This is a genomic window from Acinetobacter sp. PW68 (genome assembly GCF_020982655.1).
Taxonomy (GTDB): domain Bacteria; phylum Pseudomonadota; class Gammaproteobacteria; order Pseudomonadales; family Moraxellaceae; genus Acinetobacter; species Acinetobacter towneri_A.
On sequence record NZ_JAHZSX010000001.1, the window covers coordinates 2,648,728 to 2,668,439 of the forward strand.

Genomic DNA, 19,712 nt, shown 5'->3' on the forward strand with positions numbered 1-19,712 from the left:
TTGATTTCAGTTGCCTGTGTCGTTTGCCATCGCCCAGATGGTTTAGAAGAGATTGACTGGCCTTGATCCACGATAGATTTAGTTTGCCATCGCCCAGATGGTTTAGAAGAATCAGGTGCGCCATCCACAATTTTCCGCATCGTTTGCCATCGCCCAGATGGTTTAGAAGTCAATCCCTTTTTTTTCTTAACTTTATAGTTTGTTTGCCATCGCCCAGATGGTTTAGAAGTATATATTGGAATCAATTAGAGGATGCAAGTTGTTTGCCATCGCCCAGATGGTTTAGAAGATTGAAGAATCAGACCATTTGGTAATTTTTGAGTTTGCCATCGCCTAGATGGTTTAGAAGATTTTCATGCAGTTTCTAAAGCGCTCAATATAGTTTGCCATCGCCTAGATGGTTTAGAAGTTTTGGTGGCTTTCCAGCTGCAAATCTAATTTGTTTGCCATCGCCTACATGGTTTAAACATTACACCCCTTATTATCAATCAAATTAATTTTCAAAGTAACTCTAAATAACGATGCACCCAATCAACCGAAATGCGCTCTTGCTCTAAACGCCTATTTTTAAATGTCTGTGCACGCAAATCATGAAATAATTTTAACTCGTCAGCAGTGAGATATTGTGGCTCACTAAAAATAGAGTCTGGTTCATCCACCATATGATTTTGGAACTGTAACACTGTGGCTTCATCCATCATTAAAGCAATCACGTGTGGAATTTTTTGCCGAACCATACTTAAAATATTTAAACCTTCAGAGTCGATATCTCCCCAATAAAAAACCTGTTTATACTGTAACCACTTGGCCTTCATCCATGTAATATTTTTACCCCCACCACAAACCACAATACTATTTTCCAAGTAAGGGCACGCTAAACCTGACTGAATATTTTCAACTACAATTATTCGTTCCGCAGGTAACTCAAATTGATCTAGCACCTCTGTGGACAATTGAAAAACGGGGAGTCCTCCCAATTTTTCCTGCACATTTGGGCAGACGGGTTTGATCGTCAACCAACCTTTGGGGCTATCTAAGCAATCTAGCCATGCCAACAACCCTCCAGCCAGTACGATCTCATCATCATAAAGTACATTGCAAATTGCCTCCGTCAGCAATAAGTTCTGCTCAAGAAACTTCGTGTTTACAGCGCTTAATGGCAAGGCCCTTAAATAAAGCCCTGCCCCCATATTCGGTTTCAGCTGTTCAATCAGCTGAATCAACCATTGCCATTCTTGTTGGCTATAGCGTTCTATCTGCTCTAAATGATGAATTAAAGTTTGAAATAAACGGTGCTGATGACGATCATGCACAAAAGACTGCTTCAAAAAGCTGGATATTTTATCCAACCAGTTTTCAAGTTGTTGCTCTGTTCCTAAAAGCTCAGTAAGCTGCTGTAAAGAAAAAATTCGTAACTTTACTGGAACACGTTGTTCTGAAAGTTGTCGATACTGCCGTTCTTGCCATTCAACCAGTTCAGGATAAGCAAAATCTGTCCACGCTTTAAAAAAAGCATGAAAATGACCCAAATTATCTCTAGCTTGTTGGTCTGTGGGCACTTTCAGTGAAATTTCGATTGGAAAAGGACGTTGATTTAACAACCGCTGCTTTAAATTTCGACGATTTTCCCATTCTTTTTTATGCAAAATACCCAAAACGGTATTTGGAAGTAATCCCCACTTCTCAATTTTAGGCATCTAACTGCACCCCAAACTGTTGTGCCTCTCTATGCAGTTGCTGTTGTTTTTGCGCCATTTTTTCATCAATTTCCTGCCAAGTAATTTCACATAAATGACTTTCATGTTTCTCAATATCACGCTCGGCAATTAATAAAGAACGTGCTGACTCACGCGCTAAATTCAAGTTTTTATAAGGTGTGATTAAATTGACATGAATTTTCAACGCCTTAAATACTTTGAGTACTCGACGACTAACCGCTTCAGCTGTGTTTGAAAAAACTTCATCTAAAAACACTGTACTGTAGATTGGATAATCATAGCCGTCTGGTGTTAATACATAAGCCAAACTCGCTGCCACAATGGTTCCAGCAAATGATTCTTTTTCTCCGCCAGATTTACCACTCGATGACTCCAAAACATCTCGTATTTCTTCTGTAGCCAAATCGACTTCTTCTGCATAGAAAGACATTTGATGACGAGGATCAAGTAAACGCTGGCTTTCAAAAGTATGCGCTGTAACCGAGTTACTCGCTTTTTCTAAAATAGAAATTAATTCAGCTAACTTTTTAAAACGTTGTTCATATTCAATACTATTAATACTAGATACGACCCATTTTAGTTTTTGCTCAAAATCTATGACGTGTGGATACTTTTCCTTTTTGTATCCTAGTCTTAGATAGCTGCCAGACTTAAATTCTGTACGCCGTAAAACCTGATTAATTATGGCAATACGGTCAGTAATTTCTTCTCTATCTGCCTCAAGGCGATTCTGAATCACACTTAAAGACTGCATGGTATGTTTTTGCAGACGCTGTTCAAACTGTTCAACTAAGGCAGGCAAACCTTCCTTTTCTAGTTCATGAAAATAGGCAACGCAATCATCCAATGCGGCCAAACCAACTGCCCATTCACGTTGTAATGCAATATGTGACCATTTATCCTTGCCACGAAACTGACCAATAATGTACGTTGCGCTATTTTTTGCTGAGGTATTTTGGTTGCTGGTATGTTCAATTAAACGCTCTAGCTCTTTTTCCACAGCAGTAAGATAAGCATCCTCCAACCGAGGTGTTTCTCCTATACGCTGTAGCAACAGTTCTCTGGCTTGTTCTGGGACACCTTGGTTTGCTGCCTTTTGCGCTTGTTGTTGTTGTTTTTCTGCATCACTGAGTTTCTGTTTGAGTTTCCCCCAAGTGTGTTGTAACTGTCCTTTCTGTTCCTGTAGTTGTTTTAATTCCTCTTTTGCAAGCTCCCAACGTTGTCGAGCTTGTTCAATATTGGTATCTGCCCGCTGTAAATGTTGCAAGTCATTGCTGGTCTGTTGCTGGCGCTCTGTCCAATAAGGAATATTTATCATATCCCATTGGTAACGTAACATTCGCTCCCACAAACTCTTATGCTGTGTTACCTGATCTAACACCTTACGCGATTGTGCAACACTCAAGGCATACTGTTCCAACTGTACCTCAAGTTGTTTCGCTTCATGCTTTAATAAATTTAAACGTGAAGTATTGGAAAATCCCAAACACCAAATTTTTCGATCATCAATCCGCTGTTGATCTTTTTTCTCAAAACGACCTTGCTCACGATGAATTAAGCCCTGTTGTGTCATAGAAAAAGGCGTTGTATTCATGATTGTTGTATCTGCCACACATTGCAGATCAAAGCGAAGCAGATGTTGTTTTAACCAATCACGATATGGATGCTCTCGCCAAACCAATTTCCGCAGAAAACCATTTTCTTTAAAATACACACTTTCTGTAGCATCAAGATGGATCACCTGTAAACGCACATGGGTTTTATTATGACGCGCATTCACCCATTGAGTGACCATCGAATAACGATCTTTCGGCACCAATAACGTTGTTTTTAAACCACCTAATGCTCGTTCAATTGCGCCTTGCCAGCTTTTTTCAGCCTCTTTTACATCAATGAGCTCACCAATAAACATTAATTCATGTTCATCAAAATCTAAGTGCTGTCTAAGCTCATCTCTTAAACGCAATAAATGTACATCATGAATATTACTATTAGGTCAGGTTTCTATTTCCTGAATATCGCTTTGAGTTTCTTTCAGTTGCTGTTGCGTTTGTGCGTATTTGCTACTGACTTGAGCAAACTCATCTTGTCGTTGGGTTTTCTCTTGCCCAATATTTAGAAGCTGCTCATGGGCTATTTTTTGGTTATCAATTAAATTTTGCTCGGTTAAATCATCTTGCAATTGTAATTGCTGAGCATCTTCCTGATAGCGCGATGCCTCTATGGTTAATTGATTTAACTGACGCTGTATCAGTTCTAGCTCTTTTTGTAAGTTTTCAATCCGATTACCGCCTACTTGTAAATAGTCTTCATGGCAGCGCTCTTGTCGTTTTTCCGCATCATGTTCTTGTTGTTCTAATTGCTTAAACTGCGTATGTAATCGCTGTATCTCTTGCTCCAGCTGATGTATTTTTTCAGTCCAAAACTGAACATACAATTCACCTAAATATGCAGGAAAAGCTTGTTTTTCGAGCTGTAGATTATTCAGTTGCAGAGTTAACGCTGTTATTTGAACAGCTAACTCAGGTAATTTCTTTAAATGTAGGACTTGTTCACGCGCATCTACCAAATGCTTATAGTTTGCCTCTAAGTCAGCAAACTCATTTACTGCAGTCTGTGCCAAAGCACGAACCTGGCTTGGTTCTAAAACCAACTCGCGAATTAATTTAGTCAAATCATCAATTTTCTTTAAGCCTAAAGCACGTGATAACAACGCAGGTGCATTTTTATTATCCATAAATAAATATTTACGATACATCTCCTGATAGTCTTCAAATTTGCTATCAAAATAATGCACGCGTGCATCTGTTTTAGGATTAAAATGTTGTTTTAGCTGGCGAGTATTACCGTCTGCAAATTTTTCTAACACTTCAGTCAGTTGCACATTACGACTTGCAATCATATATAAACGATTCACTTCACTCAGCGAATGTTGACCTTGTCCAACCCAAAACAATCCAATTAAAGTAATCATCGAACCGTCATCAGCGGTATATAGCGCTCTTAATGCTGTTGTCACTGCTTTTTCACGCTTATTTTTTACTCGCGTTCCAGCACCATCATGTTCTGAACCAAAACTACCACGCATATAAGAGAGTAATGTACGGTCTGAGCGATCGCCCTGCGCAGCTGCTACGTTAAAACTAGCTTTACTTGCAGGTTGTAACAATGCCATTAAACCATCAATAAAGGTAGATTTACCTGCACCATTATCTCCCGTAATAAGTGTCCCTTCAGGATCAATACGTGCGGTATGCAAGTTATGGAAGGAGCCCCAGTTAAATACTGAAATTTCTGACAAGCGAATTTGGCCTTGTGCAAATAAAGTTGAGAGGGTCATTTCTTGCATGATGATTCTCCATATTCTTGTTCGGATTGCTGCAACTTGGCCTTTGCTGCTAATTGTTGATATTCAGATAATAAACTTTGTAAAAACTCGGCATTCACGACATAGCGGATAATTGGCGTAATTTCATAACGCCCTTCTTCACCACGCAGTCCCGTTAATACTTTTTTCTCAATAAATTTTTCTAATGCTGCATTTAGCTTTTTACGATCTTTGCTGTCATGATTCGTTAAAGGAATAAATGGAATTAAACTGCTCTGGATTCGCTCAACATCAATAATAATTTTTTGCTCACCCGCAGTTTCCCGCTCCTGATAATACTTCCGCAAAATAAGTAAAATTAAGGTGTCATATACAGTCAAAGTTCGTTTTCGTATCAGTACAGGAAAATCATCTAAAGGCTGGTTCTCATCTTCCTGTTCATCCTCAATACTTTCGAGATTGATGATATAAGCCACCCCTTGCTTGGCATCCAAAACCAACTGGATATAAACCTCTGCCAAATGTCTACGAATTTCCGCTTCATATCGGCACAATAAATCAAAAAGTTTTAAGTTTTCTGCTGCAAGAATAACCCCTTGACGCATGAGATAGACCAATACGCGTCGGGCTGCATGTGGCATAAGCGCATCTGTATCACGATCCTGAGCATGCTCCATCTCTGTTTGATTATCTGCATGTTGTTCCTCTGCCCCAGTTGTAGGAAACGAATCTTCTACAGGCTGATTAGCTTGGATTTCTATATTTTTCTCTGAATTTGAAGATGGTCTGCGTACCATTTCAAAGAAGTTGTCATGCTGTTGTATCTTATTTTCTGATTGCATCTCGATCTCCTTAAAGTGCCAGCTCATCTATATTTTTGGGAAATAAATCTGCACTCAAGTAATACACTGGAATACTGGCCTGCAAATGCACACCTGAACGATCCTTAAGTTCAACTTGCTCGGTATGCTGCATTTGTGGTGCTTTAATGGCTTTTGCTATACGCAAATAAGCAACAAGTTCTTCAAGCCCCGCTTGTAAAGGATGTTCATGTGTTAAGTGGGCAATACTCATCACCCCTTTCTGTGCGAGCGTTTGATATACTTTTTCAGCAACAGCACGAACCCGTACATTGTCTAAGTACTTCAGCATCTGATCACTAGGTTCAGTCTTGTTTTGTTGCTCTTCGACCTCACGTGTATCCATATGTTCTGTGGGACTTTTTAAAGCAAGACTTTCAGGCGAATTCAGCTGGATGGAACCCACGGCTAAATCCACTTGTACTTCTGTTTTTAAATCACACTCCGATTCCAACAATGCCACTGCATTTTTTTCTAATTCCGACAACAACTGATCAATCAAACGGTTTTCCAATGCTGCACCACTTTCAATATAAGCTCTCAAACCTTCTTCTGTACGACGTCGGACTTGGAAAACTCGGCTACTTTCGCGTCCTAACTCACGCATTAACTGACCTAAATATTTACGTTGAGATTCGCTTAATTGTTGTGCAATAGGATGATTCAAAATACTGCGTAACTGCTCTCTAAACTCAGTAGAACGATCTTGATCCTGAAGTAATTGACAAAACCCATCAAAAGCACTGCCTGCATCACTTTGGGCAAGCAACTGCTCTTTTTCCATTAAGCTCAGCAATACTTCTCCACGTGAATAAGCACCACTAATCATATCTAGACGCAACTCTTTATCTCGTAGACGAATCTCATCTTCGACCCGTCTAAAATCGCCTGTAAGAATGGAAGCAAGTTGATAAATTTCTCGTATTCTTTCTTTTTGTTCTGATTCTTCTAATTGTGTAACAACACCCGCCAACAAAGCATCTATTTCATTTTGAATCACTAATTTTTTTTGTTCGAGCAACTCCACTCGTTCTTCAATATTTTCACTCAATGCGACCACAAAATCACGAACCGCATCCTGCACAATTCTTAAATGTGATGCTGTGGTATGGGTAGCTCGCTCATCCAAGCCCTGACAAAAACGTAATACGGTTTCGCTAATATCCGTTTTACTCAGCTTGCCATCTATTTCTCTGAGCCAGCCTGAATGAATCCAATGATTTAAATAATGCGCTGCATTATTTTCTGTCTGCCAAATACCCTGCTCACGACTAGATTTAATCAACTCATCCAAGACATTTCTTGCACGGCCATAAGGGACTTCATTTTGTTCTGCAAATAAGTCAACAATGAACGCTAAAATATGTGGTGCGTTATCTGCTCTTAAAAATTTCCAAATTGAGTTTTCATGATATAAACGCCGATACTTGGCCTGTAACCCTAGAATATTCATGCCATTCCACATCATCTGTATGATGGTTATTTATTCTACAGTTATTCTTTAATCACCCAAGCAAATTACCAAGCAAGACGACACGAGTTGTCGCATAAAGTAAGATGATATAAACAATCACCTTACTTCATCGAAAAAAATAAAAAACAAACCTTATCTAACTTCTTTGTGTACAGTGACAGCAACCTTAACCTATCTCTCCCCATACACCGTTGCAATCAAATGCTCCACCACTTGCGGCTCAGCCAAAGTAGATGTATCTCCTAAACTATCCAATTCATTCGCTGCAATTTTCCGCAAAATACGGCGCATAATTTTACCTGAACGGGTTTTAGGTAAAGCAGGTGCCCAATGCAGCGCATCAGGCGTTGCCACAGGTCCCAAAATTTTGCGAACCCAATTGACTAATTCTTCACGCAACTCCTCTGACTCAGGTGTACCAACTTGCAAGGTTACAAAGGTGCAAATCCCCTGCCCTTTAATCTCATGGGGCATACCCACCACTGCCGCTTCAGCCACAGCTTCATGCGCTACTAGGGCACTTTCAATTTCCGCAGTACCTAAACGGTGCCCCGAAATATTCAAGACATCATCCACACGCCCTGTAATCCAGTAATAGCCATCTTCATCACGGCGTGCACCATCTCCTGTAAAATATGCCCCAGGATAGGTCGAAAAATACGCTTCAATAAAACGTGCAGGGTCGCCCCAAATACCGCACATTTGCCCTGGCCATGAATCTTTCATAATTAAATTGCCTTCGGTCGCGCCTTCCAGTTCATTACCTTCGGCATCGACAATTGCGAGTTGTACCCCAAATAAAGGGCGCGTCGCCGAACCGGGTTTCAGTGGCGTTGCACCTGGCAATGCTGAAATTAATATGCCCCCTGTTTCGGTTTGCCACCATGTATCTACAATTGGGCAACGTCCTTCGCCTACCACGTTGTAATACCAGTTCCACGCTTCGGGATTAATCGGCTCACCGACTGAACCGAGTAAACGCAAGCTGCTGCGGTCACTCTCACGTACAAAACGATCTCCCTCTCGCATCATGGCGCGAATGGCAGTCGGCGCGGTATATAGAATGGTGATGTTGTGTTTATCGACAATATGCCCTGTGCGCGCCCAACTTGGATAGTTCGGTACACCTTCAAACATCACGGTTGATGTACCATTCGACAATGGCCCGTATAAGACATAGGAATGCCCTGTAATCCAGCCTACATCTGCGGTACACCAAAATACATCATCTTGTTTCAGGTCAAAGACTTCTCGAAACGTGCTGTTCACATAGGTCAAATAACCGCCTGTGGTATGCAAAACGCCTTTGGGTTTTCCAGTAGAACCTGAGGTATATAAAATAAATAGTGGATCTTCTGCATTCATTGGCTCAGGTGGGCAGATATCATTCACCGACATAATTTCCATGTGATACCACAAGTCGCGTTCGGGCAGCATCTCAATCGGATTCCCTGTACGATGCACCACAATCACATTTTGCACACAGTCAGTACCTGCTACTTTTAGGGCAGCATCGACATTAGCTTTTAAATAAATTGGCTTACCACCACGCATGGTCGAGTCTGCAGTGACAATTAACTTGGCCTGACAATCTTCAATTCGGCTAGCCAAAGCATCGGGAGAAAAACCACCAAAAACCACACAATGCACTGCACCAATCCGCGCGCAGGCCAGCATGGCAATCGCAGCTTCGGAAATCATCGGCATGTACAGCACCACCCGATCTCCTTTTTGCACCCCTTTCTTTTTCAGTACGTTGGCAAAACGACAGGTTTCATCATGCAAAGAAGCAAAAGAAACCACTTTATGCCGCGAAGGATGATCTCCTTCCCAAATGATTGCAGGTTTATGCGGATGTTCTTTTAAATGGCGGTCTAAGCAATTGGCACTGACATTCAGTTGCCCATCCACAAACCATTCAATTTTAAAATTCTCAGGGTCAAAGCTAGTATTTTTGACTTGGGTAAAAGGTTTAATCCAATCTAAGCGTTGGGCCTGCTCTGCCCAATAAGTTTCAGGGTCATCTATAGATTGTTGATAGCGTTGAAAATATTCTGCCTCAGTGGTGCGGGCAGTCTTTTTAAATTCATCTGGAACAGGATATACGTCTTTCATCTGCTACTTCCTTGATATTCTCGCATCTCATCACGAGATGTATGCCACGTTATTGATTATTATTTCTGCATATTCACAGTATGAACTTTCTTTTTTATGGCTCACCATTCGGCTTTAGTCGCATAAACTTTATACAAACAATAGCATGCCAAAGCGTTGATCAAATGCCATGTTCTTGCATTCATACTTTTCAGGTTTTACATGCCACTGTACTGCGCATTGCATTATTTTTAAAGAAAATATCGTCTAATAACCGTGAGTATTAACAATTTTTTACGCAGCCCATCATTCATACCTGCGACCCTGTCTTATAGTAAAAACAACATATAACTAGCAGCCTAAGTGCTACAAAATAGTACGCTCATGACATCTTTCCAAGTTGTCTAAAATACTCACAAGCAAGCGTTGCAGCATTAACCAAATTGAGTTTTTCAGGCAAAATAGTCGCTTCATTTTGAATTCGGAATTATCGTGGCAGAATCCAAACCCTCACTCAGTGAAGTGTCTGAAAATACCAGTCAACTGTTGCATGAGGCCACTGAAAAAACTACGCAGACCGTGATCAATCATACAGCCAAGTACAATGACGCCTATTCAACCATCGATAAAATTATGGAAGGATTTTGGGAGCGTGTGCCGTATTTGATAATTGCAGCCGTAGTGCTGATTGTATTTTGGCTGCTTGCTCGACTGTTTAAATGGTTTATTCGCAAGACCCTGAACAATCGTTCCTATACCCGACAAAATTTGGTTTTGGTGCTGAATCGGGTCGGTAGCTCTGCAATTATTTTCTTTGGTTTTCTAATTGCGATGGTGATTGCAATTCCAGGTTTTACCCCAAGCCAACTGATGAGTGCTTTGGGTCTAGGCTCTGTTGCAATTGGTTTTGCTTTTAAAGATATTTTCCAGAATTTATTATCGGGCGTGCTGATTTTGATTGGTGAGCCATTTAAAATTGGTGATGACATTATCGTAAATAATATGGAAGGTACGGTAGAAGATATTCAGATTCGTGCCACCTTCCTGCGCTCTCCCGATGGACGTCGCATCGTGATTCCAAATGCTACGGTGTATACCAGTGCCGTGACGGTCAATACGGCTTATACCCGTCGTCGTTGCGAGTTTGTGGTCGGTATTGGTTATGAAGATGACGTACAAAAAGCCAAAGATATTATTTTGGCCATTTTAGACCGTGACATCAAAATCTTGAGCCAGCCTGCATTTAGCGTCAATGTCACTGCCTTGGCCGATTTTTCGATTAATTTAAATGTGCGTTGGTGGGTAAATACCACCGAAACCACCACCTCAGCATCCATCAGTGAAGTGCAGGAACGGGTGATTGCCGCGTTTGCCGAACATCACATTTCGATTCCTTATCCTGTGCAGGAAGTGAAAGTTTATCGTGGTGATGCAGCAGTCAATGAAGATGATTCAGCCCGCACTAAACAAACGCCCTAAAACATAAGCAATCACAGTTTCAGTACGAATAATACGGTTGCCCAAGTGCCGCGCTTGGCAGCCGTTTTTTTCGAGCAAATCAATTTCGTAGGGAATAAATCCACCTTCTGGACCAATCACAATACTGCATGGATGTTGAATGGCATGTGGCATAGCTTGATCAGTATAAGGATGCGCCACATAAGCAGGACAATCGGCATAAATCAAACTGGGTAAGACATCTTCCACAAAAGGTTTAAAGCGTTTATAAAGCTGAATCTCAGGTGCAATGGTATCGCCTGCTTGTTCCAAACCCAAGTTTACATATTGATCGAGTTGTTGCAAAAATGGTGTTTGCCAATAGCTTTTATCGACCCGATAGCTGTGCAGTAAAATAATTTTTTCCACACCTAGTGTCACGCTATCCATAATTAAACGACGCAATACCTTGGGGCGAGGTAACGCCACAATCAGGGTCACTGGCAGTTTTTTCGGGACTGCTTCTTCATGTAGGGCTTTGACTTGAATCCACTGCTCACGAACTTCTACCACTTCGGTCAAATAACGCTTGCCACCGCGAATCCCGACTTTCAAGGTATCACCCACTTGTATACCGACATGCGTATGCAAATGCTGTACTTGGCGCTGGGCGCTAATAGACCACACTTCATTTGGACCCTGTCGCGGGTCAAGTAAAACGATATTCATTTTTTAAAGATATTGATTAATCACGTGTATATGCTCCGATAAAGAGCCACGATTTTTATACATAATCACTTGGGCGTTCTGGTTCAGCTGTGCACGCAAAGCGGGTTCAAGCAACAATTGCATTAACGTCTCTACAGCTTGTTCAGCCTCTTCGACCACGTACACAGCTTCTGCTGCAACAAACTCATCCACAATACTTTGGAAATTAAAATAATTTTTACCCAATACCGTGGCGACACTTAAGGCCAAAGGCTCTAAAATATTATGACCGCCACCAGGTTCATTCAGCGAGCCGCCGACATAACACGCCTGACTCAAGGCGTACCATAACCACATCTCTCCCATACTATCGGCTAAATACACCTGTGTGTCGGGTTGAATCACTTCGGCCAAGCTACGGCGCTGCATATTAAGTTGCAGTTTTTGTACCTGCATAGCCACTTCATCAAAACGCTCTGGATGGCGCGGCACAACAATACATAACAGTTCAGGATGCTGTGCGAAATAAGGTTTCAGTGCAGTCAATAATTGCTGTTCTTCAGGCGCATGGGTACTGGCAAGGGTAATAATTTTGCGATGTGCCAATTGCCATGTCTGTTGCAACTGCGCGGCTTGCTCTACAAAATCTTCTGGCGCAGTAATATCAAATTTAATATTACCCACCACGTTTGTACGCTCGGCAGGCATCCCCAATGCGATAAAACGCTGCTGTGTGGCAGAGTCTTGCGCCAAAAGTTGCTGCAATTTTTGCAACATGCCACGAGTCAATCCTTTAACTTTGGCATAGCCTTTGGCCGATTTTTCCGAAAGCCGCGCATTAATCAACAAACACGGGACTTGAAAATGCTGCGCCTGATCAATCAAATTAGGCCACAATTCTGTTTCGACCAGTGCCAATAATTTAGGCTGATATTTCTGATAAAACTCACGAATTAAATGTACCTGATCGGCAGGTAAATACACAGCTTGAAATAAATCTAAATACGGTGCTTTTAAAAATAATGATTTGGCGCGTGCCTGCCCTGTTTTGGTGGTATTGGTGACTAAAACAGGATGCCCCGCTTTTAAATAATGTTCAATTAGAGGTTGCACGGCATTGGTTTCTCCCACCGACACCACATGAAACCAAATGGCATGTAAATTTTTAGCGGGCTGAAATGGGCCAAAACGCTCAAGCAGTTCTTGTTGTAATTGCTCAGGATGTTCGGCACGTTTACGAATACGTGACTGATAAATCGGTTTTAACAGCGCCAAGGCTGCGTTATACCAAAATGGAGTAGCCAAAAGATGCGCCCCAAAGAAAGATTATCGGCAAAATATAACAGAGCCACACGCGCATGTTAATTGCATGTGTGGCGCTATACGGGCTTTTATTCTACAGCGTGTTGTGTTTCAGCCATAGTTGGATAATCGATATAGCCTTCTGCAACAGCAGTGCCAATCATGTTTTCTAGTTTGAGTTCATTTAAAGGTGCATCTACCAATAAACGCTCATACAAGTCTGGATTGGCAATATACGCCCTACCAAAAGCCACCGCATCAGCCTTGCCTGATGCCAACAGCTCAATCGCATCTTCACGACTTAGTTGCATATTGGCAATATAAGGCACTCCACCTGAACGCTCTTTCATATATTCAGAAATACTGTCTTCAGCAAGATATTCACGGGTAAAGAAGAAGGCAATCTTGCGCTTACCCAGCTGCTCCATGGCATAGCCAAATGTTTCACGTGGATCATTGTCGCCCATGTCATGGTCATCACAACGCGGCGCTAAATGCACACCTACACGATCTGCGCCCCATACTTCAATCAGTGCATCAGTTGCTTCTAGCAGGAAACGTGTACGATTTTCCACTGAACCGCCGTATTCATCTTCACGCTGATTGGTTTTGCTTTGCAAGAACTGGTCAATCAGATAACCATTGGCAGCATGTAATTCAACACCATCAAAACCGGCTTCTTTAGCACGAATCGCGGCTTGCTTATATTGCTTGGTAATCGCGTGAATTTCAGAAACTTCCAAAGGACGTGGCGTAACGTATGGACGTTTTGGACGTAACAAGCTGACATGACCCGCTTGTTGTACTGCACTTGCAGAGACTGGTGTTTCACCATTTAACAGATCCGGATGCGATACACGACCAACATGCCAAAGCTGGGCAACAATCAGACCGCCCTTCTCATGAACCGCTTGAGTGACCTTTTTCCAGCCATCGACCTGAGCATCGGTGAACAATCCTGGAGTATTTAAATAGCCATTGGCTTCTTCAGAAATCACTGTAGCTTCAGAAATTATCAGGCCAGCACTTGCACGTTGCGCATAGTACTCAACCATCATTGGGGTTGGAACGCGATCAGCAGTTGCGCGGTTACGGGTCAGCGGCGCCATGATGACACGGTTTTTAAGATGCAGATCACCCAAAACCAAAGGAGAGTCTAATTCAGCCATTTTTGCCTCTAATCTCACAGTTAAAGTGAGTGTTTCAAATATTCGACGTATTGCTGAATGAGTGCTTCATTACGAGAAAAATACGACCATTGTCCGTATTTTTCTGCACGAATAAGACCTGCCTGTTGCAGTACCGATAAATGATTTGACATGGTCGATTGCGACACGTTGCCCAAACGCTCAATATGTCCTGCACATACACCACGCTTAAAGTCGCCACACTCATCGATCGACAAAAATTGTTCTGGTGCTTTTAACCATTCTAAAATTTGCCGACGGGTAGGATTGGCTAAGGCTTTAAAAATTAAATCGACATCCATCATTCAGACACATATTCGTAAATATAAGCCCAATTCAGCAGCTGCCCTTAATATATCGTATTTTTTCGATATTAATATCGTTTTTTTACGATTTATATAAATTTTTTAAGCAACTCAACTGAATTAGGCAGGCTCATTAGGATCTTACAGACCGTAAGTTATAGACCCTGCTTTAAACTGGCTTCAATAAACTTATCTAAATCACCATCTAAAACTGCACCTGTATTTGAAGTTTCCACGCCTGTACGTAAGTCTTTAATACGTGAATCATCCAATACATAAGAACGAATTTGGCTGCCCCAACCAATATCAGACTTCGAGTCTTCAAGTGCTTGAGCCGCCTCATTACGTTTACTCATTTCCAGTTCATACAACTTAGCACGTAACTGTTTCCACGCATGGTCACGGTTGGCGTGTTGTGAACGCTGGTTCTGACAAGCAACCACAATACCTGTAGGTGCGTGGGTTAAACGTACCGCAGAGTCTGTTTTGTTAATGTGCTGACCACCCGCACCTGAAGCACGGTAAGTATCGGTACGGACATCGGCAGGGTTAATATCAATTTCAATGTTGTCATCCACTTCTGGTGAAACAAACACTGCAGAAAATGACGTATGACGACGGTTACCTGAGTCAAATGGCGATTTACGCACTAAACGATGCACACCCGATTCAGTGCGCAACCAACCATAGGCATATTCGCCTTCAACGCGAATGGTCGCAGATTTAATCCCTGCCACATCACCATCCGATTCTTCCATCAATTCTGCTTTAAAGCCGTGACGTTCAATCCAGCGCATATACATACGCAACAGCATCGATGCCCAGTCTTGCGCTTCTGTACCACCCGAACCCGCCTGAATTTCGACATAGCATGGGTTTGGATCCATTGGATTACTGAACATACGGCGGAATTCAAGCTTCGCCAGTTCTTCTTCTGCAGAAGTCAATTCAGACTGCACATCAACCAATAAATCTTCATCATCGGCTTCAACGGCTAAGTCTAGCATGGCTTGGGCATCTTCTAACTGGGTCGCCAAACCTTCTAGGACATGAATCACGTTTTCAAGCTCGCCCTTTTCTTTGGCCATAGCTTGCGCACGACTTTGATCATTCCAGATGGCCGGATCTTCTAACTCGCGGAGAACCTCTTCTAAACGCTCTTTTTTCAGATCGTAGTCAAAGATACCCCCGTAGTGTTTGACTACGTTCGTTCAAGTCTTTTAATTGGTTTAGATAAGGATTAATTTCCACGTAAATTCTCTCAATTAACAATGAAGCTTATTAACTGATAATTGTAGCACAGACATGTTCTGGCATTTCTATCCTGCTGTAAATTCCAGCATAACTTTTCAGCTTTTATAAGTTGAATGCTAAATGTGGTTAAAAAAAAGATCGCTCTCAACTTTTAAAGTGAAAGCCTGATGATATCCAACCTAAAATAGCATGCACGATTAACACGGATATTTATCTTAATGGCCGATCTATCGCCCTGATTTTTTGCCTGACACATTCAGCTGAAAAAATGCTTAAAAAGTGGTGTATGGTAATTGCTTCAACCCGCTAAAATAAAACAAAGATGAAACAAATTTGATGATTTAATGATCAACTTTAGTAAAATTCACAAAATACACATAGTTTTAATAAAACAAAACATTTAATTATTTCATTTTTATTTCAATCACTTAAACTCAAAATATTACACAAATTTACGCTTGTAACAAAGCGGCAACTTTCCTGTGATTGACGCTGATTTTTTTTCGCCTAGACTGAAAGTTGTAACAAAAAGTTTAACTGTTAACCAGATTTCAGAGGGGTACTTTCCATGAAAAAATTAGCAATCGCATCAGCCCTACTTTCAGCTTTGGCTATCACTGGTACTGCGAACGCATACCAAGCTGAAATTGGTGCATCAGCAGGACTGATTGATCCAGACAACGGCAGTTCAAGCGGTTCATTCGGTGTAGATGGTACTTATTACTTTAACCCTGTACAAACCCGTAATGCACCTTTGGCAGAAGCAGCGTTCCTTGATCGTGCTAGCAACGTAAATGCCAAATACCAATATGACGAAGTTGGCGACAATGAAGCGCATACTTACGGCGTAGGTGCAGAGTACTTTGTACCGAATTCAGACTTTTACTTAAGTGGTAATGTGAGCGGTCATGACTTGAAAGACAATGATGACCTAAACAATGATTTAACCACCTATGGTGCAGAAGTTGGTTATTTACCAGCACCAGGCTTGTTAATCGCAGCAGGTCTTAAAGGTTGGGATAATGACCGTGATGATGGTGTAGACCCGACTTTACGTGCTAAATACGTAACTACACTTTCGAATGGTAAAGACATCAACCTTGAAGCAGGTGCTGCTTTTGGTGATCTCGATGAATACAATCTTGCTGCGGATTACTTCATTGATAAAACGCTAAGTGTAGGTGTCGATTATTACAGCAACGATATCAACGATAATGATGAGTTTGGTGTGAGTGCACGTAAATTCTTTACACCACAAGTCAGTTTGGAAGGTCGTGTAGGCTTTGGTGAAGTTGGTAATGCTGACTACAACCGCTTTGGTGTCGCTGCGAAATATCGCTTCTAAGCTTAAGTCTAATTCCTTACTCAAATAGCACCCTTCTTCGGAAGGGTGCTTTTTTATGCCCTAAAATAAAGCAGTTAGGTAGAAATAGTGCATTGACGTGCTGAGTATTTTCCGTACAATCAGCAACAACTGTAACAAAACAGTCATATTTCTATAACAGAGGGAATCTCAATAATTTTTAAAAAAACTTGCGCTTGCAACTGCTCTTCTAGCTGGTTTAAGTACTGCTCATGCGTATCAAGCTGAAATTGGTGGATCACTTTTCGTCATTGATCCTGATTATGAAAATGCAGATACTTCTACAGGTTTTGCACTTGATGGGACTTTTTACTTTAATCCAGTTCAAGTGAAGAACTCACCATTAAATGAAGCTGCCTTTTTAAATCGTGCGAGCAACGTTAATGCTGAGATTAGTTATATTGATTTTGATGTAGCTGAAAGCACAACTTTTGGTATCGGTGTTGAATATTTTGTTCCAAATACAGACTTCTATGTAAGTGCTAGCATTGGTCAATCAACAATTAAAGAAGATGGTTTTGAGGATTTTGACACAACAACTTATACAGCTGAGGTAGGTTACCTTCCAGTTTCAGGTTTACTCATTACAGCGGGTATTGCTGGTTATGATAACGATGATACTGATGATTCTGATGCAACATTACGCGCTAAATATGTTACTCAAGTCGGTGCATATGACATGAACTTTGAGGGTGGTGTTGTTTTTGCTGATGATGAAATTTTCACCCTAGGTACTGATCTATATCTCGACAAAACATTTAGCATTGGCCTCGGTTATACCGATGACGGTGAAGATGATACCTTCCAAATTCGTGCTAAAAAATTCTTCAATCAACAAGTCAGCCTAGAAGGCTCTATTAACTTTGAAGAAAATGCAAATGTCTTCGGTCTTCGTGCTGCTTATCGCTTCTAATTCCATAAATTAAAAGCAAAAAATCCGCTCAAATTTGAGCGGATTTTGTTATTTAGATTGCTCCAAATGCACAATCTGCAACTGTAAACTCACATTGCCATTAAACACATTGCGCTCTAATTCATAAACCAAACGCACATCATCCAACATCGGGTTAAATTCAAATTTATCTTTGGCGCCAAACGCAATCGCATCAACCACTTGTCCATTGTCCAATGCTAAACGCAATTTTAAATGACTGTCCTTCAACCATCTAAAATCGACCACTCTAAACCGCCCTTCAAACACAGGCTGCGGAAATTTCTGTCCCCACGGTGCCAACTGCTGCAATAAATCCACCGTGTGTAAATGAAAATCCTCTTGCGGCAATTCACCATCTGTCCACAGCACAGCATGAAATAAATCTGCATCCATTTGCGCAATGATCTGTTCAAAGACCTGTTTAAATTCTGCAAAGTGCGCCTTTTTAATGGTCAAACCTGCCGCAGCTGCATGCCCACCAAAATGACTAACCAAATGTGGATATTGCTCTGCGACCAATTCAATGGTGTCACGTATGTGAATCCCTTCTATTGAACGGGCCGAACCTTTAATATGCTCACCATCTTCATCGGCAGCAAATACAATCGCAGGACGATGGAACTGCTCTTTTAAACGTCCTGCGACAATTCCAATCACGCCTTGATGCCAATGTTCTTCAAACATAATCAAAGCGTGCGGTAAATCGCTTTGATCTAACTGCAACTTTTCCAATTCTGCCAGCGCATCTTGTTTAATTTGTGCTTCAACCTGACGACGTTCCTGATTCAAAGCATTTAACTGACGTGCTAAAGCATAGGCACTTTGCATATCCGTTGCCAGTAAACACTCGATTCCAATATCCATGGTTTCCATGCGCCCTGCGGCATTAATACGTGGCCCCAAGACAAAACCCAAATCCTGCGCTTTGAGCTGTGCGGGTTCTCGTCCTGCCAAGTCCAGCAATGCACTAATCCCAGGACGACATAAATTCTGCTGTATCCGTTTTAAGCCTGCATCGACCAAAATACGGTTGTTATAATCCAGACTAGCGACATCGGCATAGGTCCCCAAAGCCACCAAATCTAAATATTGAGTCAAATTTGCAGCAGATTTGCCTTGTTTTTTACGCTGACTAGATAAGTTCGCCAAAACGTAAAATGCCACGCCCACTCCCGCCAAAGCTTTACATGGGAAATCACATCCCAATTGGTTTGGATTGACCACCGCCTCTGCATTTGGAGTAGCTTTCGTGGTAAGGTGGTGATCGGTGATAATGACCTGCATCCCCAAAGCTTGCGCACGTTCCACCCCTGCATGACTGGAAATCCCGTTATCTACCGTAATCAATAAATCAGGCGTATAACGCTCAAAAGCCAAATCGGCAATGGCGGGGGTTAAGCCATAACCATATTTAAAACGGTCAGGTACTAAATACTGCACGTGTGCGCCCATTTCGCGCAGTGCCAAAATCATAAGTGTGGTGCTGGTCGCGCCATCGGCATCGTAATCGCCTACAATTACAATTTTTTTCTGCTGATCAATCGCCTGATCCATTAGCTGAATTGCTTCAGGCAGACCTTTCATGTTTGGGGCAAGCAAATGCTTCAGTTTAAGTTCTAGCTCCTGCTCCGATGTAACGCCACGGCGCGCTAAAATTTGGGCAACAAATGTAGACACGCCCTGAAAGTTTTCAGGGCGTGTAAGTAAAGGTCTTTGTTTTATTAGAATTTTTGACATATTTTCCAGTT

At 41.7% G+C, this 19,712-nt stretch carries 12 protein-coding genes, 2 pseudogenes and 1 CRISPR repeat array; of the genes and pseudogenes, 3 read left to right on the forward strand and 11 right to left on the reverse strand.

What is annotated here, in order from left to right; translation table 11 throughout:
- Window positions 1-21: 21 nt before the first annotated feature.
- A CRISPR array of direct repeats spans window positions 22-469; the repeat unit is 28 nt; unit sequence GTTTGCCATCGCCCAGATGGTTTAGAAG.
- 31 nt (window positions 470-500) lie between these two features.
- The 5 genes and pseudogenes from K1T76_RS12665 to acs form a co-directional block, all read right to left on the reverse strand.
- Window positions 501-1,697 (reverse strand): Wadjet anti-phage system protein JetD domain-containing protein, encoded by a 1,197-nt coding sequence (locus K1T76_RS12665; RefSeq protein ID WP_004974289.1) that lies wholly within the window; start codon window positions 1,695-1,697, stop codon window positions 501-503.
- A pseudogene (locus K1T76_RS15055) lies at window positions 1,690-5,067 on the reverse strand (ATP-binding protein). The gene K1T76_RS12665 and the pseudogene K1T76_RS15055 overlap by 8 nt, the downstream one beginning before the upstream one ends.
- The gene (locus K1T76_RS12680) at window positions 5,055-5,888 is read right to left on the reverse strand and encodes a DUF4194 domain-containing protein (protein ID WP_070155920.1); all 834 of its coding nucleotides are present in this window, start codon (window positions 5,886-5,888) and stop codon (window positions 5,055-5,057) included. The pseudogene K1T76_RS15055 and the gene K1T76_RS12680 overlap by 13 nt, the downstream one beginning before the upstream one ends.
- 10 nt (window positions 5,889-5,898) lie before the next feature.
- Window positions 5,899-7,359: a DUF3375 domain-containing protein gene (locus tag K1T76_RS12685; protein WP_230245530.1), complete on the reverse strand. Its 1,461-nt coding sequence runs from the start codon at window positions 7,357-7,359 to the stop codon at window positions 5,899-5,901.
- Window positions 7,360-7,551: 192 nt separating this feature from the next.
- The gene (gene acs / locus K1T76_RS12690) at window positions 7,552-9,495 is read right to left on the reverse strand and encodes an acetate--CoA ligase (protein WP_230245531.1); all 1,944 of its coding nucleotides are present in this window, start codon (window positions 9,493-9,495) and stop codon (window positions 7,552-7,554) included.
- Between the two features lie 471 nt (window positions 9,496-9,966).
- Between acs and K1T76_RS12695 the strand changes: the two genes are divergently transcribed.
- On the forward strand, window positions 9,967-10,953 hold the full coding sequence (locus K1T76_RS12695) for a mechanosensitive ion channel family protein (protein ID WP_230245532.1): 987 nt from the start codon (window positions 9,967-9,969) through the stop codon (window positions 10,951-10,953).
- Here the strand turns inward: K1T76_RS12695 and K1T76_RS12700 are convergent.
- The 5 genes from K1T76_RS12700 to prfB all read right to left on the reverse strand — a co-directional run bounded on the left by K1T76_RS12700 (window position 10,927) and on the right by prfB (window position 15,664).
- The gene (locus tag K1T76_RS12700) at window positions 10,927-11,640 is read right to left on the reverse strand and encodes a 16S rRNA (uracil(1498)-N(3))-methyltransferase (RefSeq protein WP_230245533.1); all 714 of its coding nucleotides are present in this window, start codon (window positions 11,638-11,640) and stop codon (window positions 10,927-10,929) included. The genes K1T76_RS12695 and K1T76_RS12700 overlap by 27 nt on opposite strands.
- A gap of 3 nt (window positions 11,641-11,643) precedes the next feature.
- A complete protein-coding gene (locus K1T76_RS12705; RefSeq protein ID WP_230245534.1) occupies window positions 11,644-12,924 on the reverse strand; it encodes a 3-deoxy-D-manno-octulosonic acid transferase in 1,281 nt (426 codons plus the stop codon).
- Window positions 12,925-13,010: 86 nt separating this feature from the next.
- Entirely contained in the window at window positions 13,011-14,090 is a 1,080-nt protein-coding gene (locus K1T76_RS12710) for an alkene reductase (protein ID WP_230245535.1), read from the reverse strand.
- A gap of 20 nt (window positions 14,091-14,110) precedes the next feature.
- Complete coding sequence (locus tag K1T76_RS12715; protein ID WP_016658749.1) at window positions 14,111-14,410, reverse strand: ArsR/SmtB family transcription factor; 300 nt, start codon at window positions 14,408-14,410, stop codon at window positions 14,111-14,113.
- Between the two features lie 158 nt (window positions 14,411-14,568).
- Window positions 14,569-15,664, reverse strand: a protein-coding gene (prfB, locus tag K1T76_RS12720; protein WP_096901669.1) for a peptide chain release factor 2 whose coding sequence is annotated in 2 segments (ribosomal slippage) — window positions 14,569-15,591 and window positions 15,593-15,664 — 1,095 coding nt in all. Because the reading frame shifts where the segments join, the coding sequence is not laid out codon by codon here.
- 571 nt (window positions 15,665-16,235) lie between these two features.
- On the opposite strand from prfB, the gene K1T76_RS12725 reads away from it, so the two are divergent.
- On the forward strand, window positions 16,236-17,012 hold the full coding sequence (locus tag K1T76_RS12725) for a putative porin (RefSeq protein WP_004974263.1): 777 nt from the start codon (window positions 16,236-16,238) through the stop codon (window positions 17,010-17,012).
- Window positions 17,013-17,190: 178 nt separating this feature from the next.
- Window positions 17,191-17,943 (forward strand): annotated as a pseudogene (locus K1T76_RS12730) (putative porin); the annotation flags it as partial.
- A gap of 48 nt (window positions 17,944-17,991) precedes the next feature.
- Here the strand turns inward: K1T76_RS12730 and recJ are convergent.
- The gene (gene recJ / locus K1T76_RS12735; protein WP_230245536.1) at window positions 17,992-19,701 is read right to left on the reverse strand and encodes a single-stranded-DNA-specific exonuclease RecJ; all 1,710 of its coding nucleotides are present in this window, start codon (window positions 19,699-19,701) and stop codon (window positions 17,992-17,994) included.
- Window positions 19,702-19,712 lie beyond the last annotated feature (11 nt).

Excerpts from the sequence above, each read along its gene's own strand:
- K1T76_RS12665 (WP_004974289.1), bottom strand. The coding sequence starts at position 1,697 with ATGCCTAAAATTGAGAAGTGGGGATTACTTCCAAATACCGTTTTGGGT.
- K1T76_RS12680 (WP_070155920.1), bottom strand. The coding sequence starts at position 5,888 with ATGCAATCAGAAAATAAGATACAACAGCATGACAACTTCTTTGAAATG.
- K1T76_RS12685 (WP_230245530.1), bottom strand. The coding sequence starts at position 7,359 with ATGAATATTCTAGGGTTACAGGCCAAGTATCGGCGTTTATATCATGAA.
- acs (WP_230245531.1), bottom strand. The coding sequence starts at position 9,495 with ATGAAAGACGTATATCCTGTTCCAGATGAATTTAAAAAGACTGCCCGC.
- K1T76_RS12700 (WP_230245533.1), bottom strand. The coding sequence starts at position 11,640 with ATGAATATCGTTTTACTTGACCCGCGACAGGGTCCAAATGAAGTGTGG.
- K1T76_RS12710 (WP_230245535.1), bottom strand. The coding sequence starts at position 14,090 with ATGGCTGAATTAGACTCTCCTTTGGTTTTGGGTGATCTGCATCTTAAA.
- K1T76_RS12715 (WP_016658749.1), bottom strand. The coding sequence starts at position 14,410 with ATGGATGTCGATTTAATTTTTAAAGCCTTAGCCAATCCTACCCGTCGG.
- K1T76_RS12725 (WP_004974263.1), top strand. The coding sequence starts at position 16,236 with ATGAAAAAATTAGCAATCGCATCAGCCCTACTTTCAGCTTTGGCTATC.
- recJ (WP_230245536.1), bottom strand. The coding sequence starts at position 19,701 with ATGTCAAAAATTCTAATAAAACAAAGACCTTTACTTACACGCCCTGAA.